Source organism: Rhodococcus sp. 06-1474-1B, assembly GCF_002258885.1.
GTDB lineage: Bacteria > Actinomycetota > Actinomycetes > Mycobacteriales > Mycobacteriaceae > Rhodococcoides > Rhodococcoides fascians.
The window spans coordinates 274,404-299,609 of sequence record NZ_NOYR01000019.1; the positions used below are offsets into that span (position 1 = coordinate 274,404).

24 protein-coding genes are annotated in these 25,206 nt (G+C 65.4%); 9 read left to right on the forward strand and 15 right to left on the reverse strand.

Annotation, left to right across the window (positions count from 1 at the left end):
• Positions 1 to 34 precede the first annotated feature (34 nt).
• The 5 genes from pstA to CH266_RS06715 form a co-directional block, all read right to left on the reverse strand.
• Positions 35 to 943, reverse strand: coding sequence for a phosphate ABC transporter permease PstA (pstA, locus tag CH266_RS06695; protein WP_027495870.1), 909 nt, complete (start codon positions 941 to 943; stop codon positions 35 to 37).
• A 3-nt stretch (positions 944 to 946) separates the two neighbouring features.
• Complete coding sequence (pstC, locus tag CH266_RS06700; protein WP_032381646.1) at positions 947 to 1,984, reverse strand: phosphate ABC transporter permease subunit PstC; 1,038 nt, start codon at positions 1,982 to 1,984, stop codon at positions 947 to 949.
• An 87-nt stretch (positions 1,985 to 2,071) separates the two neighbouring features.
• Entirely contained in the window at positions 2,072 to 3,172 is a 1,101-nt protein-coding gene (pstS, locus tag CH266_RS06705) for a phosphate ABC transporter substrate-binding protein PstS (protein WP_032381645.1), read from the reverse strand.
• A 199-nt stretch (positions 3,173 to 3,371) separates the two neighbouring features.
• A complete protein-coding gene (mshD, locus tag CH266_RS06710) occupies positions 3,372 to 4,310 on the reverse strand; it encodes a mycothiol synthase (protein ID WP_032381644.1) in 939 nt (312 codons plus the stop codon).
• A complete protein-coding gene (locus CH266_RS06715) occupies positions 4,311 to 5,069 on the reverse strand; it encodes a winged helix-turn-helix transcriptional regulator (RefSeq protein WP_027495866.1) in 759 nt (252 codons plus the stop codon).
• Positions 5,070 to 5,199: 130 nt separating this feature from the next.
• Between CH266_RS06715 and CH266_RS06720 the strand changes: the two genes are divergently transcribed.
• The 5 genes from CH266_RS06720 to CH266_RS06740 all read left to right on the forward strand — a co-directional run bounded on the left by CH266_RS06720 (position 5,200) and on the right by CH266_RS06740 (position 8,306).
• Positions 5,200 to 5,979 (forward strand): LmeA family phospholipid-binding protein, encoded by a 780-nt coding sequence (locus CH266_RS06720; protein ID WP_027495865.1) that lies wholly within the window; start codon positions 5,200 to 5,202, stop codon positions 5,977 to 5,979.
• Positions 5,976 to 6,389, forward strand: coding sequence for a thioredoxin family protein (locus CH266_RS06725; protein ID WP_032388884.1), 414 nt, complete (start codon positions 5,976 to 5,978; stop codon positions 6,387 to 6,389). The genes CH266_RS06720 and CH266_RS06725 overlap by 4 nt, the downstream gene beginning before the upstream one ends.
• Before the next feature lie 254 nt (positions 6,390 to 6,643).
• Positions 6,644 to 7,120: a DUF4395 domain-containing protein gene (locus tag CH266_RS06730; protein ID WP_027495863.1), complete on the forward strand. Its 477-nt coding sequence runs from the start codon at positions 6,644 to 6,646 to the stop codon at positions 7,118 to 7,120.
• 42 nt (positions 7,121 to 7,162) lie between these two features.
• Positions 7,163 to 7,999 (forward strand): sulfurtransferase, encoded by an 837-nt coding sequence (locus CH266_RS06735; RefSeq protein ID WP_027495862.1) that lies wholly within the window; start codon positions 7,163 to 7,165, stop codon positions 7,997 to 7,999.
• 1 nt (position 8,000) lies between these two features.
• Positions 8,001 to 8,306 carry a DUF1416 domain-containing protein gene (locus CH266_RS06740; RefSeq protein WP_008719402.1) on the forward strand — a complete coding sequence of 102 codons (306 nt, stop codon included), beginning with the start codon at positions 8,001 to 8,003 and terminating at the stop codon, positions 8,304 to 8,306.
• Positions 8,307 to 8,373: 67 nt separating this feature from the next.
• Here the strand turns inward: CH266_RS06740 and CH266_RS06745 are convergent, their stop codons facing one another.
• Complete coding sequence (locus CH266_RS06745; protein WP_094714979.1) at positions 8,374 to 9,918, reverse strand: cutinase family protein; 1,545 nt, start codon at positions 9,916 to 9,918, stop codon at positions 8,374 to 8,376.
• A gap of 376 nt (positions 9,919 to 10,294) precedes the next feature.
• Here CH266_RS06745 and CH266_RS06750 point away from each other — a divergent pair, with 376 nt between their 5' ends.
• A complete protein-coding gene (locus tag CH266_RS06750) occupies positions 10,295 to 10,960 on the forward strand; it encodes an FABP family protein (protein ID WP_027495859.1) in 666 nt (221 codons plus the stop codon).
• 193 nt (positions 10,961 to 11,153) lie between these two features.
• Here the strand turns inward: CH266_RS06750 and CH266_RS06755 are convergent, their stop codons facing one another.
• The 5 genes from CH266_RS06755 to CH266_RS06775 all read right to left on the reverse strand — a co-directional run bounded on the left by CH266_RS06755 (position 11,154) and on the right by CH266_RS06775 (position 17,992).
• Positions 11,154 to 12,788 (reverse strand): ATP-binding cassette domain-containing protein, encoded by a 1,635-nt coding sequence (locus tag CH266_RS06755; RefSeq protein WP_094714980.1) that lies wholly within the window; start codon positions 12,786 to 12,788, stop codon positions 11,154 to 11,156.
• Positions 12,781 to 14,481 (reverse strand): thiol reductant ABC exporter subunit CydD, encoded by a 1,701-nt coding sequence (gene cydD / locus CH266_RS06760; protein ID WP_094714981.1) that lies wholly within the window; start codon positions 14,479 to 14,481, stop codon positions 12,781 to 12,783. The genes CH266_RS06755 and cydD overlap by 8 nt, the downstream gene beginning before the upstream one ends.
• Positions 14,478 to 15,515: a cytochrome d ubiquinol oxidase subunit II gene (gene cydB, locus CH266_RS06765; protein ID WP_032367493.1), complete on the reverse strand. Its 1,038-nt coding sequence runs from the start codon at positions 15,513 to 15,515 to the stop codon at positions 14,478 to 14,480. Before cydB ends, cydD begins: the two co-directional genes overlap by 4 nt.
• A gap of 9 nt (positions 15,516 to 15,524) precedes the next feature.
• On the reverse strand, positions 15,525 to 16,994 hold the full coding sequence (locus CH266_RS06770) for a cytochrome ubiquinol oxidase subunit I (protein WP_027495855.1): 1,470 nt from the start codon (positions 16,992 to 16,994) through the stop codon (positions 15,525 to 15,527).
• Between the two features lie 131 nt (positions 16,995 to 17,125).
• The gene (locus tag CH266_RS06775) at positions 17,126 to 17,992 is read right to left on the reverse strand and encodes an aminodeoxychorismate lyase (protein WP_032373759.1); all 867 of its coding nucleotides are present in this window, start codon (positions 17,990 to 17,992) and stop codon (positions 17,126 to 17,128) included.
• A gap of 45 nt (positions 17,993 to 18,037) precedes the next feature.
• Between CH266_RS06775 and ygfZ the strand changes: the two genes are divergently transcribed.
• From ygfZ to CH266_RS06790, 3 genes are all read left to right on the forward strand, one after another.
• Positions 18,038 to 19,159 carry a CAF17-like 4Fe-4S cluster assembly/insertion protein YgfZ gene (gene ygfZ, locus CH266_RS06780; protein WP_032400972.1) on the forward strand — a complete coding sequence of 374 codons (1,122 nt, stop codon included), beginning with the start codon at positions 18,038 to 18,040 and terminating at the stop codon, positions 19,157 to 19,159.
• Positions 19,156 to 19,794 carry an MOSC domain-containing protein gene (locus CH266_RS06785; protein WP_094714982.1) on the forward strand — a complete coding sequence of 213 codons (639 nt, stop codon included), beginning with the start codon at positions 19,156 to 19,158 and terminating at the stop codon, positions 19,792 to 19,794. The genes ygfZ and CH266_RS06785 overlap by 4 nt, the downstream gene beginning before the upstream one ends.
• Before the next feature lie 248 nt (positions 19,795 to 20,042).
• The gene (locus tag CH266_RS06790; protein ID WP_072692062.1) at positions 20,043 to 20,240 is read left to right on the forward strand and encodes a DUF3073 domain-containing protein; all 198 of its coding nucleotides are present in this window, start codon (positions 20,043 to 20,045) and stop codon (positions 20,238 to 20,240) included.
• Between the two features lie 74 nt (positions 20,241 to 20,314).
• On the opposite strand, the gene purM is transcribed toward CH266_RS06790, so the two are convergent.
• From purM to CH266_RS06810, 4 genes are all read right to left on the reverse strand, one after another.
• Complete coding sequence (purM, locus tag CH266_RS06795) at positions 20,315 to 21,415, reverse strand: phosphoribosylformylglycinamidine cyclo-ligase (RefSeq protein ID WP_027495851.1); 1,101 nt, start codon at positions 21,413 to 21,415, stop codon at positions 20,315 to 20,317.
• A gap of 111 nt (positions 21,416 to 21,526) precedes the next feature.
• Positions 21,527 to 23,197, reverse strand: coding sequence for an ABC transporter ATP-binding protein (locus tag CH266_RS26005; protein WP_032390722.1), 1,671 nt, complete (start codon positions 23,195 to 23,197; stop codon positions 21,527 to 21,529).
• The gene (locus CH266_RS06805) at positions 23,194 to 24,162 is read right to left on the reverse strand and encodes an ABC transporter permease (protein ID WP_032367489.1); all 969 of its coding nucleotides are present in this window, start codon (positions 24,160 to 24,162) and stop codon (positions 23,194 to 23,196) included. The genes CH266_RS26005 and CH266_RS06805 overlap by 4 nt, the downstream gene beginning before the upstream one ends.
• Complete coding sequence (locus tag CH266_RS06810; RefSeq protein WP_032367512.1) at positions 24,162 to 25,157, reverse strand: ABC transporter permease; 996 nt, start codon at positions 25,155 to 25,157, stop codon at positions 24,162 to 24,164. Before CH266_RS06810 ends, CH266_RS06805 begins: the two co-directional genes overlap by 1 nt.
• Positions 25,158 to 25,206 lie beyond the last annotated feature (49 nt).

The window sequence follows — 25,206 nt, forward strand, 5'->3', positions numbered from 1 at the left end:
TCTGATTCCTTAGGATTCTCTGGAGTCGGGTGGGTCAGAAGTTCTTGGGCGAGAAGAACTTCGAGACCAACTTCGCGCCGATGTTGAGTATTGCGACGATCAGGATCAGCGTCAGGGCTGCTCCCCACATGCGCTCCGCGGTGAGCACGCCGGTTCCTGCTTTCTGCAGGTCGACCATCATGAGCGGCAGTGACGTCTGCGGCCCCTCGAAAATATTGAAGTTGATAGCAGTGGCAGAGCCGACCAGGATCAGCACCGGAGCCGTCTCACCCATGACTCGGGCCAGCGCCAGCATGATGCCGGTGACGATGCCGGAAAGCGCGGTGGGGATGACGATCTTGGCGATGGTCTTCCACTTCGGCACGCCCAGTGCGTAGGACGCCTCGCGCAGGTCCTGCGGAACGATGCGCAGCATCTCCTCGGCCGACCGCACGATGACCGGAATCATCAGCAGCACGAGGGCGAAGGCAACGGCGACACCGGAGCGCTGGAACCCGAAGGTGGCGATCCACAGCGCGTAGATGAACAGGGCCGCGACGATGGACGGAACACCGGTGAGGATGTCGACCATGAACGTCGTGACCTTGGCCAGTTTGGTACCTGCGCCGTACTCGACGAGGTAGATGGCGACGAAGATGCCGATCGGGATGGAGATGACGGCGCAGAACAGTCCTTGCAGGAGGGTCCCCACGATCGCGTGGTACGCACCACCGCCTGCGATGAACTGGGTGATTCCGGCCTGCGAGTTCTGCCACCAGGCCGGTGCGACCACAGCGGACAGTCCACGTGAGATCACCGTGTAGAGCACCCAGATCAGTGGTACGAGGGCGACGAGCACCGACAGGCTGACGAGAATCGTCGCCGCGAGGTTCGACGCCTTGCGCCGGGCGCTGACGCCCTGGAACGTGGGCTCCTTGACGGGCTTGTCCATGGTTGCGGTCATGGGTCAGTCCTTCTTTCCGGCGATGGCGGCGCGGGCACCGGCGTTGACGACGAAGGTCAGGACGAACAGCACCAGACCGGCGGCGATGTAGGCACCGGCCTGCAGCGGGTTGTTGAACTCGCCCGCTGCCAGCGCGATCTTGGTCGCGAATGTGGAACCGCCGTCGAACAACGTTCCGCCGAAGGTCGCCTGGGTGCTGCGAATGATGATGTAGAGCGCGATGGTCTCACCGAGTGCGCGGCCGAGGCCGAGCATCGAACCGCTGACGAAGCCGGACTTGCCGAACGGAATGACCGTGGTGCGTACGACCTCCCAGCGAGTGGCTCCGAGCGCGAGAGCCGCTTCGACCTGCCCCTTGGGCGTCTGGATGAACACCTCACGGGTGACGGCGGCAATGATCGGCAGGATCATCACGGCCAGGACGATGCCGCCGGTGAAGATGGTGCCGCCGCCTGCGATCGATACCGAGCCGGTGCTGAAGAGCGGGAACCAACTGAGCGACGAGTTCAGCCATTCGGCGAACGGGCTGATCGCCGGGGCCAGGACGTACAGGCCCCACAGGCCGAAGACGATCGACGGGACCGCAGCGAGGAGGTCGATGACGTAGCCGAGCGGTCCGGCAACACGCTTGGGCGCGTAGTTCGTCAGGTAGATCGCGATGCCGAGCGCGACGGGCATCGCCAGGATCAGAGCGAACAACGACACGGTGACGGTGACCAGGAACAGGTCGAGTACACCGAACACCATTGCCGAGGTGTTCGAGGTGTCCCACGCGCCGTTGTAGGTCAGGAAGTTGACCGTGTTGTTGGACAGTGAGGGAATCGCTCGCCAGAGCAGGAAGATGCCGACCGCAGCGATCAAGGCGATGATGAAGATGCCCGAGCCCTTGGCCAGGCCGGAGAAGATCCTGTCACCGGGACGGGTGACCGTCCCCGATGTTTTCGAGTCTGACAATTGTGGTTCTTCCGGTTCGTGGGCGGCACCTGTGGTAGGCACGGTAGCCGCTGAGGGGATGCCGGTGATCGAGTGGGTGTCGCTCATACCGCTCACTGTCTCGTGTCGATGCAGGGTGGTCCGCCTTCGGCCCGCGTCACCGCGAACCGAAGGCGAAACCGGGTTTATCGAGGATCAGGCGATCGCTTCGATGGCGGTGACCAGGCGTTCCTTGAATGCGTCGGGCAGCGGCACGTAACCGGCTTCTTCGAGGCCCTGCTGGCCCTCGTTTGCCGCGCTGAGCAGGAACGACTTGACGGCGGCCGTGGTGTCGGCGTCGTAGCCCTTCGAGCAGACGATCTCGTAGGTCGCGAGGACCAGCGGGTAGGTGTCTGCTTCGTTGCTGGCGTAGAGGCCGTCGATGTCGATGACGAGGTCGTTGCCCTCGCCCTTGAACTTCGCGGCGTCGATTGCCTTGCCCGCGGTCTCGCTGCTCAGCTCGACCGGTCCGTTACCGAAGTCGACAGCGGCCTTGCCCAGCGACTCCTGGTCGGCGAAGCCCTTCTCGACGTAGGTGATGGCACCGGGGGTGGCGGCCACGGCCTGGGCGACGCCCGAGGATCCGTTGGCACCTTCGCCGACGCCGCCGGCCCAATCGGAGCTGTGGTTCAGCGTCCATGCCTCGGGAGCGGATGCGGCGAGGAAGCGCTGGAAGTTGTCGCTGGTGCCCGACGAGTCGGAGCGGTAGACCGGGGTGATCGCGGTCGACGGGAGCGTTGCGCCCTCGTTGAGTGCGGCGATGGCCGGGTCGTTCCAGGCGGTGATCTTGCCGGTGAAGATCTGTGCGATGACGTCGGGGTTCAGCACCAGGTTGTCGACACCGTCGACGTTGTAGGCCACTGCGACCGGGCCGAAGACCAGCGGCAGGTTCCACGCCGGGTTGTTGGCGCAGCGCACGGCGGCCTGTGCGGCCTGGTCGTCCTTGATGGACGAGTCGGAGCCGGCGAAGTCGACGAGGCCCGCGACGAACTGCGTGCGGCCGTTGCCCGAACCACTGGTGGTGTACTCGACGGCCTTGCCAGCGCAGACGCCGGAGTAGATCGAGGTGAAGTTGGACATGGCGTTCTGCTGTGCGGACGAGCCTTCACCGGTCAACGGGGACTTGCCTTCGCACGAAGACGAGGACTGCGATGCACCGTCCGTGGTGGCGACGTTCGCGTCGCTACCGCATGCGGCCAGCAACATGGCACTGACTGCCACTGCACTCATGAGAGCACCGTTGCGCTTGAGGTTCACCTGTTTCCTCCGAGGAATCTTGGGCCGTGATCGCGGCGCGAACTCGAGGTTCGCGCTGCGACTGTGAAGGTGCCGGCTCAGAAGAACCCTCGCACCAGGCAGCGTAGGTTGCCGCCCAGAGAGAAAGGTAAAGGCAGGTGGTAGACGTTTACCCCCGCGTGGGTGAACGGAAGATGAACACCGTGCTGGAAATGTCCGATTACGCGGTCCGCGCGTACGCGGCGTCGACGTGGTAATTCGCGAACCCGAGCTTGGTGTACGTGTGCACCGCCGCGGTGTTGTCGGCCTCGACGTACAGCATGATCTGGTCCAGTTCGCGACCGCGCAGATAATGCAGCCCGGCCAGGGTCAGTACCCGTCCGAGACCGCGACCCTGCGACTGCGGATCGATACCGACCACGTACACCTCACCGATGGCCGGGTCGTTGCCCCCAGGGAGTGGAGCCTGCGGAACGACCCGATCCTCGGCCGCGTGAACTTTCGTCCAGTGGAATCCGAGCAGGTGGTCGCTGCCTTCCTCGAAGGCCAGGAAAAGACCCGCGGGATCGAACCACGGCTCGTCTCGCCGCGACGCGATGTCGCGGTCGGTCCAGCCGCCCTGCTCGGGATGCCAGGAGAATGCCGCGTTGTTCACCCTCAGCAACTCGGCATCGTCCTGGTGCCCACGATAGGTTCGCAGCGAAATACCTTGCGGTACAATCACATCGGGCAGTTCGGGCTCTGCCGCGGCCCGTCGCATCTGCAGCAGTTCCCGGACCACCGTCAGCCCGAGCGCACGCGCCACCGACTGTGCTGCGGGCAGATTTCCGTGCGCCCAGATCCGCGTGTCGGAGCCGAGATCGAGTGCGCTGCTGACCAATCGCCGACCTATGCCGCGACCGCGATACTCCGGATCGACCACTGCCTCGGCCATACCATCGGCGACGCCGACGTACCCGACGACTCGATCTGCGTCGGTGGCAACGAATCGAACGACGCTCTCACCCGCATCGACGGCCTTGACGGCCTGCTCGGACAGCGGTGCCGTACCGTCGACTTCGGTTGCACGCGAAAGGATCCGGTGAATCTCGTCGCTGACGCGCGAGGACGGTGCGTCGCCGTCGAGGGGGTGGACGTCGAACGCAGTATCCGAATTCATCTACGAGAGCGTACTCTCTTGCTCGAACTCGAAATCCGCATCGTCGGAATCGCCGGCCATGGCGTCCGGAGCCGTACCGCCCTTGGAGTTACGCGACGGACGCACGGCCTTGTAGCCCACGTTCCGCACCGTTCCGATCAACGACTCGTACTCGGTGCCGAGCTTGGCGCGGAGGCGTCGAACATGGACGTCGACGGTGCGAGTGCCACCGAAGAAGTCGTAGCCCCATACTTCCTGCAGCAACTGGGCGCGGGTGAAGACGCGGCCCGCATGTTGAGCCAGGTACTTCAGCAGCTCGAATTCCTTGTAGGTCAGATCGAGTGGGCGACCGCGCAACCGGGCGGTGTACGTGCCCTCGTCGATGACCAACTCACCGAGCGTGATCTTGCCCGACGTCTCGGGACTCGCAACCCCGCCGCTCCGGCCGACCAACAGACGTAGCCGAGCGTCCAGTTCCGCGGGACCTGTGCCGGGCAGCAGGATGTCGTCGAGCCCCCAGTCGGAATTGACTGCGACCAGGCCGCCTTCGGTCAGGACCGCGACCACGGGGATGGCCGAGCCGGTACTACCCAGCAGCCGACACAGACCCCGAGCAGCAGCCAGATCGGTACGTGCATCCACCAGCGCGATGTCGGCGGAACCTGCTTCGAGGAGAGAAGACACCTCGGTCGGTACCGGCCGGATGTGGTGGGCCAGCAACGCAAGAGACGGGAGTACGCCCTCCGGATTGGGATCGGAGGTCAGTAACAGGAGCTCCACTGCGTCTCCGTTCTTACCGCTGGCCGGTCCAGCCGACGCTGGAATCGAGTGATCGTCAAGGACACAGACTAGCTTGTCCGTACAACCGGTCGAAGCGGGCAGTACGCGATGCTTCGGTCACAATGGACCGGTGCGCACACTTCTCATCGGACTCGTCAGCCTGTTGGCCCTCGCGCTCGTCGTCGATTTCGGGGCCGCGGCCTACTCCGAATATCGCGTCTCGCGCGCCATCCGCGACGGCGGCGAACTCACCTCGGACCCCCAGGTGATCGTGCACGGTTTTCCGTTCCTCACCCAGGCCGCCGACGGCCGCTATCAGAACATCGAGATCCGGGCCCAGGACGTCCCGACCGAATACGTCGGCTCGACGACCATCGAAGCCAACCTGCGCGGCGTCCACATCGCCCTGTCCGACTTGATCGACAACAACGTCCGCGACATCCCGGTGGACGAGCTCGACGGCCGCGTCCGCATCGAGGCAACCGATCTCGGACGGTTCCTCGGCATCGTCGACCTGCAGGTTTCCGCACCTCCGGCCGACAAGTCCGACGGCACGGGCGGCTCCGGCGGGTCGGGCAAGACCACCGCCGGTGGCGTCGTACTGACGGGAACGGTTCCGGTGGGACCGCTGCAGACCACCGTCAGCGTGCAGGCCGACCTTCTGCTCGAAGGTGACAGTGTCGCCATCGTGGCATCGGACTTCTACTTCGGACCGGAGGGGCAGGCCGACTTCACGATTCCCGATTTCGCCAAGCCCACCGTTCTCGGCCTGTTCACCAAGACCATCGAACGCCAGAGCCTGCCGTTCGGACTGCTGCCGACGGACGTCTACGCGGAGGGTTCACAGATCGTCGTCGAAGGGTCGGGAGAGAACGTGAACATCGACCTCAACGAGATCGAGAAGCCGTGACAGGGATCACAGTTCTGGTTGTCGTGGCGGTCCTTGCCGTTGCTGTCGGACTGATTCTGCGTCGTCGTTCCGGTGCCGTCCGCACCATCGCGTCCACCGATTCCGACGACCTTCTTCCGCTGCTCGTCGATGCGGGCGTCACCTCGGGAACTCCGACGATTTTGCACTTCTCGGCGGACTGGTGTGGTCCGTGCGCTGCCGTGCGTCGTGTGGTGCATCAGGTTCTCGCCGACCGCACCGACGCACGCGAAGTCGAACTCGACATCGATGCTCATCCTGTTCTCGCCCGTGAACTCGGAGTGCTCTCGCTGCCGACGACCTTCGTCCTCGACGGAGAACTGCGTCGGCGTTCGAGAATTGCCGGCGTGCCGTCGGCCGCAGCCCTGCGCGAGGCTCTCGACGCGCTGTAAGGCAAGAGCTACTCAGGTGGGCGGTACGACGCGCCCCTGGTAACGGGTAGGATGCACTTCGTGTTCTCCCGCCGCGAGCTCATGCTCACCAGTCGACGCACGGTTGATCTGTGCCGACTGGGCGGTTGTTGCTGTCGCTGCTGCTGATTTCCGTCTGCCGCCACGCCCATGCGTGATGCCGGCCCGATGATCGAAATCCACATCCGAGCACCGGCGACAAGCCGTGCCCCGGCCTCGCACAGGAGTACCTCTCGATGTCGACATCCGACACCCACACCACCACGATCGACCAGGTCGACGTCCGTGGTCCGCGCTTCGCCGCGTGGATCACCACCGCAGTTCTGGTCGTCGTCCTCCTCGCGAGCACGGTCTCGGTTCCCGCAGCGGCAATCCTGCTGGGGCTCCAGGCGATCGTGTTCGGAATCGGAGCCGTCCGCGGACCCAAGCACAGTCCGTACGGCACGATCTACGCGACATTCGTCGCGCCGCGGCGCTCACCGACCACAGAACGTGAGCCGGTGGCCCCGTTGAAGTTCGCCCAACTGGTGGGCTTCGTGTTCGCCGCCGTCGGAGTCCTCGGATTCGCTCTCGGCGCTCCCGTCGTCGGCACCGTAGCGACAGGCTTCGCGCTCTTCGCGGCGTTTCTCAACGCAGCGTTCGCAGTGTGCCTGGGCTGCATGATCTACCCCCTCGCAGCTCGATTGCGCGGCAACTCGCGCACCGCAGCGTGACAACTACCCCCTGATCCGACAAGAAAGACCGAAAGGAACACCATGGCTCGCTCCGACGTCCTGGTCTCTGCCGACTGGGCCGAGCAGAACCTGAACGCACCGAAGATCGTCTTCGTCGAGGTCGACGAAGACGCCAGCGCCTACGACGGCGGACACATCGAAGGTGCGGTCAAGCTCGACTGGCGCAAGGACCTGCAGGACCCGGTTCGCCGCGACTTCCTCGATCAGGAGCAGTTCTCCGGCTTGCTCTCGGCCAAGGGCATCAGCAACGACGACACCGTCGTGCTCTACGGCGGAAACAACAACTGGTTCGCCGCCTACGCCTACTGGTACTTCAAGCTGTACGGCCACAAGGACGTCAAGCTGATCGACGGCGGCCGCAAGAAGTGGGAACTCGACGGCCGCCCGCTGTCGAAGGACGTCGTCAGCCGGGAGAACACCCAGTACCGCGCCGAGGCACCGGATCTGTCTATCCGCGCGTTCCGCGACGAGGTCATCGACGCCATCGGCAACAAGAACCTGATCGACGTGCGCTCCCCCGACGAGTTCTCCGGCAAGATCCTCGCGCCGGCACACCTCCCGCAGGAGCAGGCTCAGCAGCGTGGCCACGTCCCGTCCGCGATCAACATCCCGTGGAGCACCACCGCCAACGAGGACGGCACGTTCAAGTCCGACGAGGCACTCGAAGAGCTGTACAAGACCAAGGGCTACGACGACAGCAAGGCCACCATCGCCTACTGCCGCATCGGTGAGCGCTCGAGCCACACCTGGTTCGTGCTCAAGGAGCTCCTCGGCAAGGAAGACGTCAAGAACTACGACGGCAGCTGGGTCGAATACGGCTCCCTCGTCGGAGCACCCATCGAATTGGAGGTTCACTGATATGTGTGGAGCACCCGTGCAGGGTCAGACCATCCCCGCAGGCGTCGACGTCGAGAAGGAAACGGTCATCACCGGCCGTGTCCTCGCCGGCGACGGTGAGCCGGTAGCGGGCGCATTCGTCCGTCTCCTCGACGGCACCGGCGAATTCACCGCCGAGGTCGTCGCGTCGGGAACCGGCGATTTCCGCTTCTTCGCTGCCCCCGGACAGTGGACGCTGCGGGCGTTGTCCGCATCGGGCAACGGCGACACCGTCATCACGCCCGAGGGCGCGGGCGTGCACTCGGCCGACGTCACCGTCGGAGTCTGAGTCACCGAACCGATCACGCAGAAGAACCCCGCACCTGGCAACCAGGTGCGGGGTTCTTTCCGTTGCTCTAGCCGACCGCTCGCGCCGGCTCGGGGACCGTGGAGTACTGCGGCGGGAACATGCCGGGAGGTACCGGGATGCCCTGGGATTCGAGGAAGGCTCCGAGGTCGCTGACGCGAGTCTGCGTCCCCGGCTCCGGCAGCACCCGGGATTCCTGGGCGGGCGCGGGCGTCTCGGGTGCCTGGGTCTGGGGTGCCTGGGTCTGGGGTGCCTGGGTCTCGGGGGTGGCCGGGTCGACCGCGGGAGGCGCGTTCTTCTTCTCGCGTTCGGTTCGGGCGAGATCGGTCACCCACGCGACCATCTTTTCGCTTTCCCACTCGACCCCGTCGTTGGGGTCGTTGTACCAGTAGGACAGGTGCTGCAGAAAGCCGATCGCCAAGTAGGGGCCGAGGACGACGTCGACGATGCCCTTGTTGTTCTCCACCAGGCCCTCGCCCTCGGCACGCAACTTCGCCTTCACCGTTTCGGCACCCGGACCGAGGGCCCAGTTGAGATCGGCAAGTAGTTGATCGGGCGACAGCGCTGCTGCAGCCTTCGCGTCGTCCACCTGATACTGCCGGTCGGAGACTTTGACGAGAACCTGCAGGAGCGTCTCGTCCGACTCGAGCCACGACTTGTTCGTGGCGATATCGATGATCGCGCGGGTGGCAATGGAGGCAACCGTCCGACCGAAGTCGGAGACGGTCTGCACCGGGTTGAGCAGCGTCAACCGCATCTGGCCGAGCACACCGAGCGCCAGCTGCAGCAGTTCGATCTTGTCCGGCGAGTCGCAGGCGAGATCGTAGGGACGACACGACCAGGTGACCTTGTCCGTCATCGACCCGTAGTCCCGCGGCGCCTGGTCCATGAAGCCGCCGAGCGACTGGCCCACCTCGTCACCGAAATTAGGCACGCCGGCCGGGCGGTAGGGCGACCCCACCATGACGACACCGACGACGTCGTCGGACGTGACGAGAGCGTTGGGGTCGCGGTGGCCGAGTTCCATCGTCACGCGATCGAGAATTTCGCCGCCGACGCTGTACCCGAGCAGCGCGAACTTGGTCTTCTCGCCGCACTTGGTCTTGTACTCGTCCATCAACCGATTGGTCGACGCGATGCCGTCGGCGATCGACTCCTGGTAGGTCGGCACGTTGTCGAGTACGTCGAAGCCGTAGGTGGAGGAATACGGGACGTAGAGCCAGCCGACGGTGCCGGGGCTGTCCGCGTTCGCCTCACCGACCGGAACGGTGACGTTGCCGACCCAGTTCGACGCGATCGTCTGCGCTTCTTCGTTGAGCGGATTGCGATCGGAGTCCGAGTCGGTGGCTCCGGACACCGCCAACAGCAGTACGTCCGGGCAGTCCTGCGCGTAGTTGTTCGGATCGATATTCGGGCCCTGAGACGAACCGAAGTCGGCCGAACCCGACTCTGCCGAACCCGAATCGGACGATCCCGAGTCGGGCGCGGCCAGCGCAGCAGCGGGAGCTGCAAGGGCCAACGCCACTGTGACAACCGCCGATCGAACCAATACGGAACCGAACGACGATGTCAGAACACGCTTACGACGCAGCATTTCTGCAGAGACCTCCCCAGCCTTACAAGACAACAGCCTTGACGACACACATAGTGAATTCGTCGGCGCTCTCGAAGTCGAGAGCCCGACGCCCCCGGGAAGAAGGTACCTGCTCGCGTCGGTTTCGCCATCACTACGAGTGATCCAGGGCACTGCGGGCCGCAAAAATGATGGTGTGTCACCAATGCCACAGCGCGGAAACGGACCGTTGTCATCGACCGGTCTCGCCGCGGGTTAAACTCGGTTCCGTGGTCATCTTCTTCGAGGTATTGCTGGCGCTTGCGGCAGTAGCCATCATCGCGTTCTCGCTCTATGTCGTCTACCGACTGGTCAACGACGAGTCGTGACGGAACCGGGCGCGGGCAACCCCGACAGCATCGACGACGGACTGGGCACCCCTATCACCAGCGGTGACCAAGCCATTTCGGCTGCCGAGCAGAAGTTCGCCGAGGCGTCGGCGCGCAACATCCCGGTGCTGCCCGACATCCCCCATCCGGACGACACCGCAAACCTCCGGCTCGGCCCCGATCTGCACCCGTCGATGCTGGCGCTGCTGCCACTCGTCGGCGTGTGGCGTGGTCAGGGCGAGGGGCACGATCCGGAAACGGACACCGACTATCCCTTCGGTCAGCAGATCGTCGTCTCCCATGACGGTGGCAGCTACCTCAGCTGGGAATCGCGCTCCTGGAGACTCGATTCCGACGGTAATTACGCGCACCCCGACCTTCGGGAGACCGGGTTCTGGCGCATCAGCGGCGGCGACGGAGTCAAGGGGTCCAAGGACGAAGAAGTCGTCGAGCTGCTGCTGACACACAGCACCGGCGTCGTCGAACTGTATTACGGTCACGCCCTGACTCAGTCGTCCTGGGAACTTGCCACCGACGTCGTCATCCGCAGCACCTCGGGCGCACTGGTGGGCGGAGCTCGCCGCCTGTACGGAATCGTCGAGGGCGGGGATCTGGCGTACGTCGAGGAACGTGTCGTCGCCGACGGCCCGCTCGCACCGCGTCTGTCGGCCCGCCTCACCCGCTACATCGGCTGACGCAGAATCTTCTTCGGATCTCGGGGGTCGTTCGCATGCGAACGGCCCCCGAGCCATACCTGTTGTCAGGTCCCGACCGGACAGGTCGGGGGCTCGGGGGCCGGGTAGCTGCCTGGGATTCGCCTGCCGCTCGCGCGGTCTTCGCAGTGAATCCGTCAGCGATTGCGGCTAGCTGACAGCCACCTCACGCGTCCTAGAGTTCATCAACTTCAGACCACCTCCTCTCTCGTGTACTCCCAACGTACGCCCGCGATCGGGAGTCGGCAAAGGGTTTTTTCGCAGTCCGGTCTCCGAGGTCGATCACCTGGTCGGCGTCGGTGTTCTCGGGCAATTGGTGAGTGACGACGACCACCGTTCGCTCGGCACCGAACAGCCCGTCGTCGGTGGTGAGCAGCTCGCGCAGAATCCGTTCGCCGGAGATTCTGTCGAGATGTTCGGTCGGCTCGTCCAACAGCACGACGGGCGCGGTGCTCAGCAGTGCGCGTGCGAGAAGGAGTCGACGACGCTCGCCACCCGAGACCGCCTGCGCCCCACCGATCAGTGTCGTGTGAACGCCCTGGGGCAACGCGTCGAGCCACGGTCCGAGACCCACTCGTCGTAGTGCCTGCGTTGCCTGGTCTTCGTCCACGTCGCCGCGCACCACTCGCAGGTTCTCCAGAATCGAGGTGTCGAACAGGTGCGCGTCTTCGGCGAACAGCGCTGCATCCGAGCCGAATTCGACGGCGAGCGCCCGAAGCATCGTCGTCTTTCCCGATCCGCTGGGCCCGATGATTGCGCTCCGCGCATGTGCGCGGAAGTTCGTAGCAGGGGTCGGGCAGGAGTGGAGCCCGCGGAACGACCCGTTCAGGCTGCCACTCACATGGGGCGGCGCCGCATCGAGCATGGTCATGATTCGGGTGGCCGCGATTCGGCCGCGCATCAGTGCGATTGCCGCTGCGGGCAGCGCTGCGGTCGCCTCGAATGCGGCCAGTGGAACCAACACGATGATCGCGAGCGCCATCGGCGTCATGCCGCCCGCCGTGCCTCCGTCCGGGCCGTACAGCCCGATGCCGATCAGCAACGACCCGATCACCGACGCTCCGATCGCCAAGGGCTGCGCGGCATCCGCGAGCGCCGACGGACGCGCCGCGCGATCTCGCGCTTTCACCGAGTCGTGTGCTGCGCCCTCGGCTTCGGCGAGTGTCGCGTCCAGACGACGGGCGACTCGCAGTTCCGCCGCATGGTCGAGTGCGCGGACGGCTGTCTCGGCGAAGCGCACGTCGGCTTCGGCACCGGCTTCCTCGGCGATCCTCGCCGACCGGGCCGCGAGTATCGGTGCACCCACGCCGGCGATCAGCAATGCCACCGCCAGAATCGATGCGGCGGCAGGTGCGATTCCCGCGAGCAGGCCCACGGCCGCGAGCATCATCAGCACGCTCACACAGATGGGAACGACGGCCCGGATGACGACGTCACCGAGAACGTCCACGTCCGCGCCGGTGCGCGCCAGAACGTCACCCCGTCGCAGTGCGACCGCGCCGTTCCCGTTCGCCAATCTCTCGTAGATTCTCGTGCGGGCCGCCGTCGTTCCGCGCAGCGCCACATCATGGGTGGTCAAGCGTTCGAGATACCGAAACACCCCGCGCGAGATACCCAGTGCCCGAACGGCTACGACGGCAATCGAGAGGTCCAGCACCGGTGGCATCTGCCACGCCCGGGTGATCAACCACGCCGACAGCGCCGCCAGGGCGAGTGCACTGCCCAGCGTCGCTACTCCCGCCAACACGGCCAGTACGACTCTGCGCGGAGAAAGCTCGAACAGCGCCAGCGCTCGTCGCAGATCAGACATGCTCGAACTCCCGCTTCGTGGTCGAGTCGTTGCGCACCTCGACGATGCGGTCGGCGGCATGCAGCACCGAACGCCGATGACCGACCATCACCACAGTGACGCCGCGGTCGGCGGCATCTCGAACCGCCTGCAGCACAGTCGCTTCACTCACCGGATCCAGGTGTGCCGTCGGCTCGTCCAACAGCATCACCGGAGCATCGGACACGAAGGTACGTGTCAGTGCGAGGCGCTGTAGCTCGCCGAGCGAGAGCCCCACCCCACCCTGCCCGACGCGGGTGTCCCAGCCCTCGGGGTGTTCTCGAAGCACCTCGTCGAATCCGGCTGCGCGGCAAGCGAGTTCCAGTACAGCCGAGTCGGGGATTCCGTGTAGGGTCACGTTGTCGTAGAGCGTGCCCGGAACCAACACCGGCCGCTGCGGGAGCCAGGCCACCTGCGCCCACCACTGTTCGAGATCGAGTTCGGCGATCGGCACTCCCCCGACGCTCACCGCACCGGTCGACGGCGGAGTCAACCCCAGGATCGCGTGCAGCGCAGTCGTTTTACCTGCGCCGTTCGGTCCGGTCAGGACCGTGACGGTGCCCGCCCGGCACAGCGCACTCAGCTCCGCTGGTGCCGCTCCGTCCCGACTTGCAACGCCGAGCCCGTCCAGCTCGATGTCGACGGCTGTCGTGTCGACGGTGCGGCCACCGGTCGGCCGCGCTGTTCGCCGGTCCAACACCCGGAATGCACGATCGGCTGCCTCGACGCCGTCCTCGGCCGCATGAAACTGGGTGCCGACCGCGCGCAGTGGAAAGTACACCTCGGGCGCGAGGACGAGCGCGATGATGCCGGCTTCGAGTGTCATCTCGCCGAACACCAGCCGCAGCCCGATGCCGACGGCAACCAGCGCTACACACAGCGTCGCGAGCAACTCGAGCACCATCGACGACAGGAACGCAATCTTCAGTGCGCGCATGGTCGTTCGACGATGGGCGTCGCCCACTGCACGAACCCGAGCGGCCGGTCCGTGCTCGCGCCCGAGCGCGCGCAGAGTCGGCAAGCCTGCCAACAGATCGAGCAGTTGCGCAGACAACCTGGTCATCGTGGTGAGCGTGGCGGCCGCCCGGCCCTTGGTCAGCAAGCCGATCAGGATCATGAAGACGGGGATGAGCGGCAGGGTCACGGCGATGATGGCGGCCGACGTCAGATCCTGTGTGAGGATGACGATCAGGACCAACGGGGTGACGATGACGGCCAGCACCAGCGCCGGCAGATAGCCGGTGAGGTACGCCCGTAGTCCGCCGATGGCGCGGGTCACGACGACGGCCAGTTCCTCGCGCTCGGCGTCGAGCTCGCGAGGCTCGAAACGCGTTGCCGTCGTGAGTACTTCGATCTCCAGCTCGGCGACGACCCGCGACGCCGACCGGTGTGCGTAACGAGACTGGGCTCCGGTCGCGAGCACCCGAACCACTGTTGCACCGGCCAGGACGACCAGTTCCGTCGTCCATGCGGACAACGATCTGGCCGACGGGTCGGTGATGACGCCGGCCAGCACGCGTCCGATCGCCAGTGCACTCACGATGATGCACAGGGTGACCACGGTCGACAGCGCGACCGTGACGAGCACGTAGCCGCGGGCGGAGCGCGAGTACTTCCACAGTCGCGGATCGACCGGTCCCTTCGGTCGTGTCCGCGGGGTGGTGGGTGCGGTCACGACTTCACCGACAGCCCGATCGAGTCGGGGATCTGGGCGCTCGAAATACGTTGCCGGAAAACCCAGTACGTCCACGCCTGGTAGCCGAGGACGACGGGTGCGGCGAAGGCCGCAGCCCACGTCATCACCGTCAACGTGTACGGGCTGGACGACGCGTTGGCGATGGTGAGATCGAAGGCGGCGTCGGTGCTGGACGGCATCACGTTGGGGAACAGGGACGCGAACAGCAGCACGACGACGGCGACGATGGCAATGCAGGTGAAGACGAAGGCCCAGCCTTCACGTACTTTCGCCGTCAGCGCGACGACGAGCAGCAGGGCCACTGCTGCCACCGCGACGAGTACCCACGTCCAGGTTTTCCCGTACGCGAGTTGGGTCCACAGCGCGAAGGCTCCACCGACGAGCACTGCCGGAACCGACAGCCACGCTGCCATTTTCACCGAGTCCTCGTGGACGTCGCCGGAGGTCTTGAGCGCGATGAACACGGCACCGTGCAGTGCGAACACCACGGCCATCGTTACTCCGCCGAGTAGTGCGTACGGGTTGAGGAGGTCGAAGAACCCTGCGGTGACCTTCTTGTTCTCGTCGATCGCGACTCCGCGGACGATGTTGGCGAACGCGACGCCCCACAGCACCGCCGGAACCCACGAGCCGATGCCGATGCCGATGTCGCAGCGACGACGCCACACCGGGTCGTCGATCTTGCCGCGCCATTCGATGGCGCAGATGCGCAGGATGAGCGCCACCAGGATCAACAGCAACGGCAGGTAGAAGCCCGAGAACAACGTGGCGTACCACTCGGGAAACGCCGCGAACAGGGCACCGCCTGCCGTGATGAGCCAGACTTCGTTGCCGTCCCAGACCGGGCCGATGGTGTTGAGAACTGCGCGACGACGCTTCTCCCCCGTCACGGGGTCGGGGTGCCTACCCAGAATGGGCATGAGCATGCCGACGCCGAAGTCGAAGCCTTCGAGCACGAAGTAGCCGACGAAGAAGAAAGCGATGATGAAAAACCAGAATTCGGGCAGTGACATTGCTATCCCCTAGTACGCGAACGAGAGCTGCTTGGGCTCATCGTCTTCCGATTCCGGTGGGTCGACGTGCGGATGCGCGTCGTGGTCGAGAGGTCCTTCGATGACGTAGCGCCGAAGCAGGTAGAACCAGACACCTCCGAGAGCGGCGTACAGCAGTGTGAACGTCACCAGCGAGGCGACGACGAGGCCGACGGGATGGTCGGAGACGCCCTGGTCGACGGTGAGCCGGATCTGATCGACTCCCGAGAGGTTGGGCGCGACAACCCATGGCTGACGCCCCATTTCGGTGAAGATCCAGCCGGCACTGTTGGCCAGGAACGGCGTCGGAATGGCCAGCAGCGACAGCCACGAGAACCATTTCTGGTCGGGAATCCGGCCACCTCGGGTGACCCACAGTCCCGCGACAGCGAGCAGGGCGGAGCCTGCGGCCAGGCCGATCATCATCCGGAACGCCCAGTAGGTGACGAACAGGTTGGGCTTGTAGTTGCCCGGTCCGAACTGCTGCTCGTACTGATCCTGTAGTTGGTTGACGCCCTGCACGGTGGCACCGAAGTCGTTCTCCGCCAGGAACGAGGTGAGGCCGGGGATCGCGATGAGGTGCACCACGGATTCGCAGTTGTTGTGGGTACCCACGGTCAGGAGCGAGAAGCTGGCTCCGGTTTCGGTGTCGCACAACGATTCTGCGGAGGCCATCTTCATCGGCTGCTGCTCGAACATGAGCTTGCCCTGAATGTCTCCGGTGATGGCGAGCGCCCCACCCGCAACGATCATGACGATGAACGACATGCGCGCTGCCGATCGGAACATCGAGCGCGAGTCGGTGGCTGGTTCATCCAGCTTCTTCTTTCGCGCCTCGCGCACCATCCACCAACCGGAGATGCCGGCGACGAAGGTTGCGGCGGTGAGGAATGCACCTGCTACCGCGTGCGGGAAGGCCGCCAGCGCAGTGTTGTTGGTGAGCAGGGCCCAGATATCGGTCAGCTCGGCGCGGCCGGTTTCTTCGTTGTAGATCGCGCCGACGGGATGCTGCATCCAGGAGTTGGCTGCGATGATGAAGAAGGCCGAGGCGTTGACGCCGATGGCGACGAGCCAAATGGTCGCCAGGTGAACGAGTTTGGGTAGTCTGCTCCATCCGAAGATCCACAGACCGAGGAAGGTGGACTCGAGGAAGAACGCGACCAGTCCTTCGAGTGCGAGGGGCGCACCGAACACGTCACCGACGAATCGTGAGTATTCGCTCCAGTTCATTCCGAACTGGAACTCCTGCACGATTCCCGTTGCGACGCCGAGTGCGAAGTTGATGAGGAACAGCTTGCCGAAGAACTTGGTCAGTCGATACCAGGAATCCTTGCCGGTGATCACCCACATGGTCTGCATGGCCGCCACCATCGGCGCGAGGCCGATGGTGAGGGGTACGAGAATGAAGTGATAAACGGTGGTGATACCGAACTGCCACCGCGAGACATCCAACGCGTCCATCGATACTCCGAACTCTTCCACCCGAGCTGTGACGGGCAACACCGCAGGTCAGGGCATTGGCCCGCGACTGATTCGAATGTACTACTACGAGTAGTAGTAGGGAAGAGTCTTTCGGCAGGGCCATTGGGCCCTCAGAGCATCCGGACGGTCTCCACCGCGAGATCGACCATCTCGGGCACCTCGTCCGCGCGGCTGGGCCGCCCCAGAACGACGCCGTTCATCGATGTCACCCGCGCCGCCAGCGTGACGCTCGAAACCAGCCAAACACCCTCCGCTGCAATGAGATCCGCTGGATACAGATGTCCGTGCTCGCACGTCCAACCGGCCGCCTCGGCCACCGAGAACAGGGCGGCAACAGTGGTGCCCGCCAGGATGCCCTGCTCGACCGACGGTGTGACGAGAGTCTTACCGCGCGCCACCACCACCGTCGACCGGGGTCCCTCGAGCACTCTGCCCTCACTGCTGAGGTAGATCACGTCGTCCACGCCCTGGCGGGCAGCGTGGCGCAGCGCGGCCATGTTGGTCGCGTACGACAACGTCTTCGCGCCTGCCAGCTGCCACGGCGCACCGGCGGAGAAGTCGACCGAGTAGCCCCGATCGAGCGTCATCACCGACACCCCGTTCTCCCGGGCGTTGCGCACTCGACCCGGCAGTGGCCCCAGCGTCACGAACGCCGTCGGATCGCCGCCGCCCTCACGACCACGGCTCAGCACCAACCGCAGAACGCCCTCGTCCGTGGACTTCTCCGTCCACAGGCCGACCGACTGCTCGATCACTGCGCGCCAGGCATCCGGATCGGGGACGGGAAGATCCAGGGCCGCCGCCGACACGGCCAGACGCGCCAGGTGCAGCTCGACGCCGCAGGCCGAGCCGTCACGCACCAGCAGCGTCTCGAACGCGCCGTCACCACGCACGGCAGCCAGATCGTCGGCGAACAGCAACGGCCGATCCGCGTCGTGCACTCGGCCGTCCAACGTCACCACTACCGACTCCGACATGCCGCCACCCTAAAGGCTGTGGCCGGGTGCTCCTACTATGGAGTGGTGTCCGATCCTGTGACGATCACCCCGAGTCCTCTTCTCACTCTCCCCGGCGCAGTGCCCTCTCCCGACGACAGCGTCGATGCCGGCGTCGCCTGGCACTACGGCAATCCGTTCGGCGAACAACGCAGTGCCGTCAGCGCAGCCGCCGTCATCGATCGATCCCACCGATTCGTGCTTGCCATCAGCGGCGACGAGCGCTCGAGCTGGCTGAACACGATCTCGAGCCAACTCGTGTCGGATCTGCCCGACGGCAGCTCGGCCGAAAACCTGAGCCTGGACGTCAACGGCCGCATCGAGCATCACTTCGTTCAGACCGATCTGGGCGGGGTCACCTACATCGACACCGAACGTGCACAGGGACCGGATCTGCTGTCGTTCCTGAAGAAGATGGTCTTCTGGGCCAAGGCCGAACCCAGAGAGGCCGACGAACTCGTCGTTCTCTCCGTCCTCGGATCCGACGCGGCGTCGATCCTCGACAAGGCAGGCCTCCCCGTTCCGAGCGAGATCTACGGCGCGTCGGCAGTGGACGGCGGCGGCTTCGTCCGGCGGATGCCCTGGCCGGGCCCGAACTCGTACGACGTCGTCGTCCCCCGAGCAGGCCTGAGCGACTGGTTCCTTCGCCTCCGCGACGCCGGTGCTGCCCCGGCCGGAACGTGGGCGTACGAGGCGTTGCGGGTGGAATCGGTGCGACCGCGGGTGGGCGTGGACACCGACGAGAAGACCATTCCGCACGAGGTCCGATGGATCGGCAGTGCAGCCGAGTTCGGCGCGGTTCATCTGGAGAAGGGCTGCTATCGCGGGCAGGAGACCGTCTCGCGGGTGCACAACCTCGGTCGACCGCCGCGTCACCTGGTACTCCTGCATCTCGACGGTTCCGCCGATGGACGGCCCGTGACCGGCGACCCCGTCACCGCCGGTGGCCGCGCGGTGGGGCGTCTGGGGACCGTTGTCGACCACTTCGAGCTCGGGCCCGTTGCCCTCGCGCTGGTCAAGAGAACGATTCCGGTGGACACCGCCCTGGAGGCGGGTCCGTGTGCGGCGTCGATCGACCCCGACTCCATCCCCTCGTACGACGACGTGCAGGCCGGCCGCGCGGCCGTCGATCGCCTACGCGGCCGGTGACCGGGACCGTCTCGGCGGTCTGCGTGGTGCATGCCGACGTCCCGTTCGGGCGGCGCGGCGTCGTAGACAGCGGCATCGACAAGCGCCCCGTGCTCGGCCCGGTGGATGTGCACGAGCTCGGCATCGGCGGGGACCACTGTTCCGACTCCAAATTCCACGGTGGTCTCGATCAAGCCGTGTACGCCTACGACGAAGCAGAAGCCCGGTACTGGGCCGATCAGCTGGGTGCGCCCGTCGAGCCAGGACGGTTCGGCGAGAATCTGCGGACCAGCGGCGTCCCGGTGACCGACGCGGTGATCGGCACGCGGTGGCGCATCGGCACGGTGACGCTGGAGGCAACCATCGCACGCAAGCCCTGCGGCACGTTCGCGCGGTGGATGGGCGAGCCGGGGTGGGTTCGCCGATTCACGGCCCGGGGAGATGTGGGCGCTTACTTCCGAGTGCTCGAGCCCGGGGTCTTCGCCGCCGGTGATTCGGTGACGGTCGAATCGGTTCCTGAACACGCGGTGACGGTGCGGATGCTCTTCGAGGGGCGGGACGCCGCGGCGATGCAGACTCTTCTGGACGAGCCCGGATTGGCACCGAAGGTGTACCGCGACGCGGCGGCGGCGCTGAAATCGTCGCGGAGGCCATGACGCGCAGCACTACTGTTTTCGTGTCGTAGCGCGAAGATAGTTCGCCTGAGCACGGATATGCGCAGGTACAGGCAGCGCGGACCCCTGCCCCGGGCGTGTCGCGCCGCCGGGCCCGGCATCGACACGTGGTGCCGTATGCGCATCGCGGCGATTCGCGCGCTAGAGTGTGTGCCAGGAAGAAATACCAACTCTAACGGGGCCGCCAAATTTCCCCAGGCCGCCCCGCAAGTCCGCGAGGGGGCACCGCCATGGGCCGAGGCAGGGCTAAGGCAAAGCAGACAAAGGTCGCTCGTGAGCTCAAGTACAGCTCGCCGACAACGGACTTGGAGAGTCTGCAAAGAGAGCTCTCCGGTGGTTCGTCCAACTCCCATCGTGGCGGCATCCACTCTGACTCGGATGTGCATTCCCGAGTCGAGGAAGACGAGTACGAGGACTGGCGACGCTAGAATCTGTGCACTGAACGACTGAGGGGGAGCCGCACCGCGGCTCCCCCTCACTTGTTCGTCGTGTGACCGGTCGGTCAGAACCTCGGGTGGTTACCCAGCAGCAGCGCTCGCTCGTCGGCGACGTCCTTGCCCGCAGCCTTCTTGACCGTGCCGAGAGTCCAGCAGTCGATGTGCCGTGCAGTCAGTACCGCCAGAGCACGATCGACGTCCTCGGGGGCGACGATCGCGACCATGCCGACACCCATGTTGAACGTCTGCTCCATCTCGGCGCGCTCGACGCGTCCGCGCTGCGCGATGAGGGAGAAGATCGGGGCCGGGCTCCACGTGGTCCGATCGAGTTCGGCCACGAGGCCCTCGGGCATGACGCGCGAGAGGTTGTTGGCGAGTCCGCCGCCCGTCACGTGGCAGAACGTGCGCACGTCGGTCTCGGCCGCGAGTGCGAGGCAGTCCTTGGCGTAGATCTTCGTCGGCTCGAGCAGTTCTTCGCCGAGTGTGCGGCCGAACTCCTCGACGTGTCCGCCGAGATCCATGTGGTTGATCTCGAGCAGCACCTTGCGAGCGAGCGAGTAGCCGTTGGAATGCAGACCGGACGATCCCATACCGATGACGACGTCGCCGGGACGCACGCGCTCGGGTCCGAGGATCGAGTCCGCCTCCACGACGCCGATGCCGGTGGCAGAAAGGTCGTAGTCACCGTCGGCCATCAGCCCCGGGTGTTCGGCCGTCTCGCCGCCGAGCAACGCACAACCGGCGATGATGCAGCCCTCGGCGATGCCCTTGACCAGTTCCGCGACCTGCTCGGGTACGACACGGCCGACGGCGATGTAGTCCTGCAGGAACAGCGGCTCGGCTCCGCACACGACCAGATCGTCGACGACCATGGCCACGAGGTCGAGACCCAGGGTGTCGTGCTTGCCGAGGGCCTGGGCGACGGCGACCTTGGTGCCGACTCCGTCGGTCGAGGCAGCCAGGACCGGCTCGCGGTAGTCGCCCTTGAGCGCGAACAGACCGGCGAAACCACCGAGACCGCCCATGACCTCGGGCCTGCTGGCCTTCTTGGCGAGTGGCGCGAACAGTTGAACTGCTCGGTCTCCTGCGGCGATATCGACCCCGGCCGCCGCGTAGGAGGCACCGCCCGAGTGAGTTGCGCTCGTGGGTTGGGATTCCTCGGTCATTCGGCTCCAGCCTGTGTACTCGTTCATGTCAGCGCCCCCAAGCACGCGAACCGTGCGTAGCGGCGCAGATAGCGCCCTAACGGTACCGGAGTGCCCGCTGGCGGGAAGAATTTACGTGCGCAGCCGCTTGCCCGGGATGGCGGCCAACAGCTTCTTCGTGTACTCCTCCTCCGGCGAGCGCAGAATCTTCCACGGCGTGCCCTGCTCGACGACCTGGCCGCCCCGCAGCACCACCACCCGATGTGCGACGCGATCGACCACCGCCAGATCGTGGCTGATGAACAGGCAGGCGAAACCGAACTCCCGCTGCAGCGCCTCGAACAGGTCGAGCACGGCCGCCTGGACCGAGACGTCGAGTGCACTGGTCGGCTCGTCCGCGACCACCAGATCCGGTCCCAGCACCAGTGCCCGCGCCAGGCTGACGCGTTGCCGTTGCCCACCGGACAGCTCGTGCGGGTAACGCTTGTCGGTGCCGGACGGTAGTTGCACGGCGTCGAGCAGCTCGGTGGTCCTGGCCGCGATCGCATCCTTGGAGCCGTACTTGTGCACGATCATCGGCTCGGCGATGCACTGTCCGACGGTGAGCCGCGGGTTCAGCGACGCCGACGGGTCTTGGAAGACGAAGCCGAATCGCTTGCGCAAGGGCTTGAGCTTGCGCTCGCTCACGCCGGCGATGTTCTGTCCCATCACCGTCACGCTGCCGCTGGTCGGCTTCTGGAGCGCTGCAACGCACCTGCCGATCGTCGACTTACCCGAGCCCGATTCGCCCACCAGACCGAGGGTTTCGCCGCGGTGGATGGTCAGCGAGACGTCGTCGACCGCTCGGAATGCCGAGGAGCCGACCCCACCGGAGAACTGCACCACCAGCTGCGAGACCTCGAGTACCGGCTCGCCCGACGTGTCGACGGTCTTGTCCGACTCCACTGCAGCAAGGGTCGGCACCGCGGCCAGCAGCTTTTTGGTGTACTCGTCTTCGGGGGCGTCGAACAGCTGTGCCACCGGCGCTTCCTCGACGACTCGGCCGTTCTGCATGACGACGACGCGGTCCGCCAGATCGGACACGACGCCCATGCTGTGGGTGATCAGCACGATGGCGCACCCGAGCCGGTCTTTCAGATCGCGCAGCAGCTCGAGGATCTCGGCCTGCACCGTGACGTCGAGGGCGGTGGTCGGCTCGTCGGCGATGATGACTTTCGCCTCGCAGGAGATCGCGATCGCGATCATGACGCGTTGCTTCTGGCCACCGGACAGCTCGTGTGGGTAGTACGAGAAGCGCTGCTCGGGGTTCGGCAACCCCACCATCGTCAACAATTCGATGGCCCGCGCCTTGGCATCCTTGCTGCCCATCCGTTTTCCGTCTGCACTTCGGGTCGTTCCGCCGGCTCCACTCCTGGCGCGGGTGTGCGCGCGCAGCGCCTCGACGATCTGATACCCGATGGTGAACAGCGGATCGAGAGCGCTGCCCGGTTCCTGGAACACCATCGAGATCTTGTTGCCCCGCAGCCTCGCCCACGCCTTGTCGTTCAGCGTGGTGACGTCCTGCCCGCCGAGAACCACGTGCCCGTCGACCCGCGCGGTATCGGGTAGCAGCCCGATGGCGGAGCGAACACTGACGGATTTACCCGACCCCGACTCCCCCACGACGGCGAGAACTTCACCGGGATAGACCTCGAACGAGACCTCGGTGACGGCATCGACTTCGCCGGCATCGGTGACGAACGAAACGGACAACGACTGCACCGACAATGCGGACTCGCGTGGAGTCACGACACTCGATGTCATACCTTCACCGCCTTCTTGAACTTCTTGCGAGTGCGCAGCAGCGGATTGAGTGTCTCGCTTGCACTTTCACCGACCATGGTCAGACCGAGGACCACCAGCACGATGCCCAGGCCTGGGAACACCGACGTCCACCAGATGCCGTTGGAGATGTCCGGTAGGGCCTTGTTGATGTCGTATCCCCACTCCGACGCAGAGGTGGGTTCGATGCCGAACCCGAGGAACCCGAGTCCGGCCAGGGTCAGGATTGCCTCGGCCCCGTTGAGGGTGATGATGACCGGCAGTGTCTGCACCACGTTGGCGAGTATGTGCCGGAACAGAATTCGCGGCGTGCCGGCTCCGGTCACCCGCGCGGCGTCGACGTACGGTTCGGTCTTGACGGCCACCGTCGCGTTGCGGACCACCCGGAAGTACTGAGGCACGAAGATCGCCGTGATGGCAATGGCCGCGGAGGCGATACCGCCGAAACTCGACGACTGACCGCCTGCCACGACGATCGAGATGACCACGGCGAGAAGCAGAGACGGGAATGCGTACATCGCGTCCATGAACAGCACGAGCACCCGGTCGAACCAGCGGCCGATGTAACCCGAGGCAAGACCGAGGGGGACGCCGATGATCAGGGACAGCACCAGCGACGAAGCGATGACCATCAATGCGGTTCTGGCACCGTAGATCACCCGCGAGAACACGTCCTCACCGCGAACCGAGGTACCGAACCAGTGATCCGCGGACGGCGCGGCTTGGCGGGCGAAATCCGCACCGGCGTCGCTGGTCTGCGAGAAACCGTACGGCGCGAGAATCGGCGCGAACAGCGCCGCGATCACGAACCCCACCATCAGCGCCAACCCGACGATGAGCGTGACCCGCTGCAATCCCGAGGTGGACTTCACGAACGCGACGCCGGGGAACCCTCTGCGGTGCGGACGGGTGGGAGGGACGTCGGACAGCACGACTTCGGTGCTCATCAGAACCTCACTCTCGGGTCGATCAGGGCGACGATCGCGTCGGTGACGAAGCTGACGACGGCGACCACCACGGCCAGGAACGTCACGATGCCCTGCACTGCAACGAAATCGCGGGCCTGCAGATAACGGGCGAGTTCGTAGCCCAGTCCTTGCCACTCGAAGGTCGTCTCGGTGAGTACGGCACCGCCGAGGAGGACGGCGATCTGCAGTCCGATGACGGTGACGATGGGAATCATGGCGTTACGGAACGCATGTCGCCTCGTCACCGTGCCCTCGCTCAACCCGCGCGCGCGGGCGGCGTCGACGAACGGTGCCTGCAACGTCTGAATCAGGTTGACTCGCACCAATCGCAGGAACACACCGGCCGTCAGCAGGCCGAGCGCAAGAGCGGGCAGAACCGCGTGTTCGAGCACGTCGACGGTGTAACCCGTGTCGCCGTACAGGAACGAGTCGATGATCAGAATGTTCGTCTTCGGGGAGACGTTCTGCAGTGCCAGTTCCACATTGGTACTGGCCCGCCCGGCGACCGGCAGCCAGCCGAGCTTGACGGCGAACAGCAGCTTGAGCAGCATGCCGACGAAGAACACCGGGGCCGCGTACGCCAGGATCGCGAAGATTCGCAGCGACGCGTCACCGAACCGGTCGCGATGGGTGGCGGCGTAGAACCCGAGCGGGATGCCGACCGCGAACGCGACGAGCAGCGCCCAGAACGCCAATTCCAGTGTGGCAGCACCGTTGACGAGCAGGACGTCACTGATCGCGCGATTGTCGGTGGCGGAGCGGCCGAAGTCGCCGCGCAACAATCCGGTCAGGTACTCCCAGTACTGCGTCAGGATCGGCCGGTCGTATCCGGCCTCGGCCTTGCGCTGGGCGATCTGTTCGGCGGGTAGTCGACCGCCGAGGGCGGCGGTGATCGGGTCACCGATCACACGCATGAGAAAGAAGACGACGGTGACGAGAATCCAGGCAGTCGGGATGATCAGCAGGAACCTGATCCCGAGATAGCGGGCGAGCGCGCCGTATCGTGACGGCGCGCTCGCCTGC

Excerpts from the sequence above, each read along its gene's own strand:
- CH266_RS26005 (WP_032390722.1), bottom strand. The coding sequence starts at position 23,197 with ATGACATCGAGTGTCGTGACTCCACGCGAGTCCGCATTGTCGGTGCAG.
- CH266_RS06745 (WP_094714979.1), bottom strand. The coding sequence starts at position 9,918 with ATGCTGCGTCGTAAGCGTGTTCTGACATCGTCGTTCGGTTCCGTATTG.
- CH266_RS06740 (WP_008719402.1), top strand. The coding sequence starts at position 8,001 with ATGTGTGGAGCACCCGTGCAGGGTCAGACCATCCCCGCAGGCGTCGAC.
- mshD (WP_032381644.1), bottom strand. The coding sequence starts at position 4,310 with ATGAATTCGGATACTGCGTTCGACGTCCACCCCCTCGACGGCGACGCA.
- CH266_RS06730 (WP_027495863.1), top strand. The coding sequence starts at position 6,644 with ATGTCGACATCCGACACCCACACCACCACGATCGACCAGGTCGACGTC.
- pstA (WP_027495870.1), bottom strand. The coding sequence starts at position 943 with ATGACCGCAACCATGGACAAGCCCGTCAAGGAGCCCACGTTCCAGGGC.
- CH266_RS06775 (WP_032373759.1), bottom strand. The coding sequence starts at position 17,992 with ATGTCGGAGTCGGTAGTGGTGACGTTGGACGGCCGAGTGCACGACGCG.
- purM (WP_027495851.1), bottom strand. The coding sequence starts at position 21,415 with ATGACCGAGGAATCCCAACCCACGAGCGCAACTCACTCGGGCGGTGCC.
- CH266_RS06755 (WP_094714980.1), bottom strand. The coding sequence starts at position 12,788 with ATGTCTGATCTGCGACGAGCGCTGGCGCTGTTCGAGCTTTCTCCGCGC.
- CH266_RS06790 (WP_072692062.1), top strand. The coding sequence starts at position 20,043 with ATGGGCCGAGGCAGGGCTAAGGCAAAGCAGACAAAGGTCGCTCGTGAG.
- CH266_RS06735 (WP_027495862.1), top strand. The coding sequence starts at position 7,163 with ATGGCTCGCTCCGACGTCCTGGTCTCTGCCGACTGGGCCGAGCAGAAC.
- cydB (WP_032367493.1), bottom strand. The coding sequence starts at position 15,515 with ATGTCACTGCCCGAATTCTGGTTTTTCATCATCGCTTTCTTCTTCGTC.
- CH266_RS06770 (WP_027495855.1), bottom strand. The coding sequence starts at position 16,994 with ATGGACGCGTTGGATGTCTCGCGGTGGCAGTTCGGTATCACCACCGTT.
- pstC (WP_032381646.1), bottom strand. The coding sequence starts at position 1,984 with ATGAGCGACACCCACTCGATCACCGGCATCCCCTCAGCGGCTACCGTG.
- CH266_RS06805 (WP_032367489.1), bottom strand. The coding sequence starts at position 24,162 with ATGAGCACCGAAGTCGTGCTGTCCGACGTCCCTCCCACCCGTCCGCAC.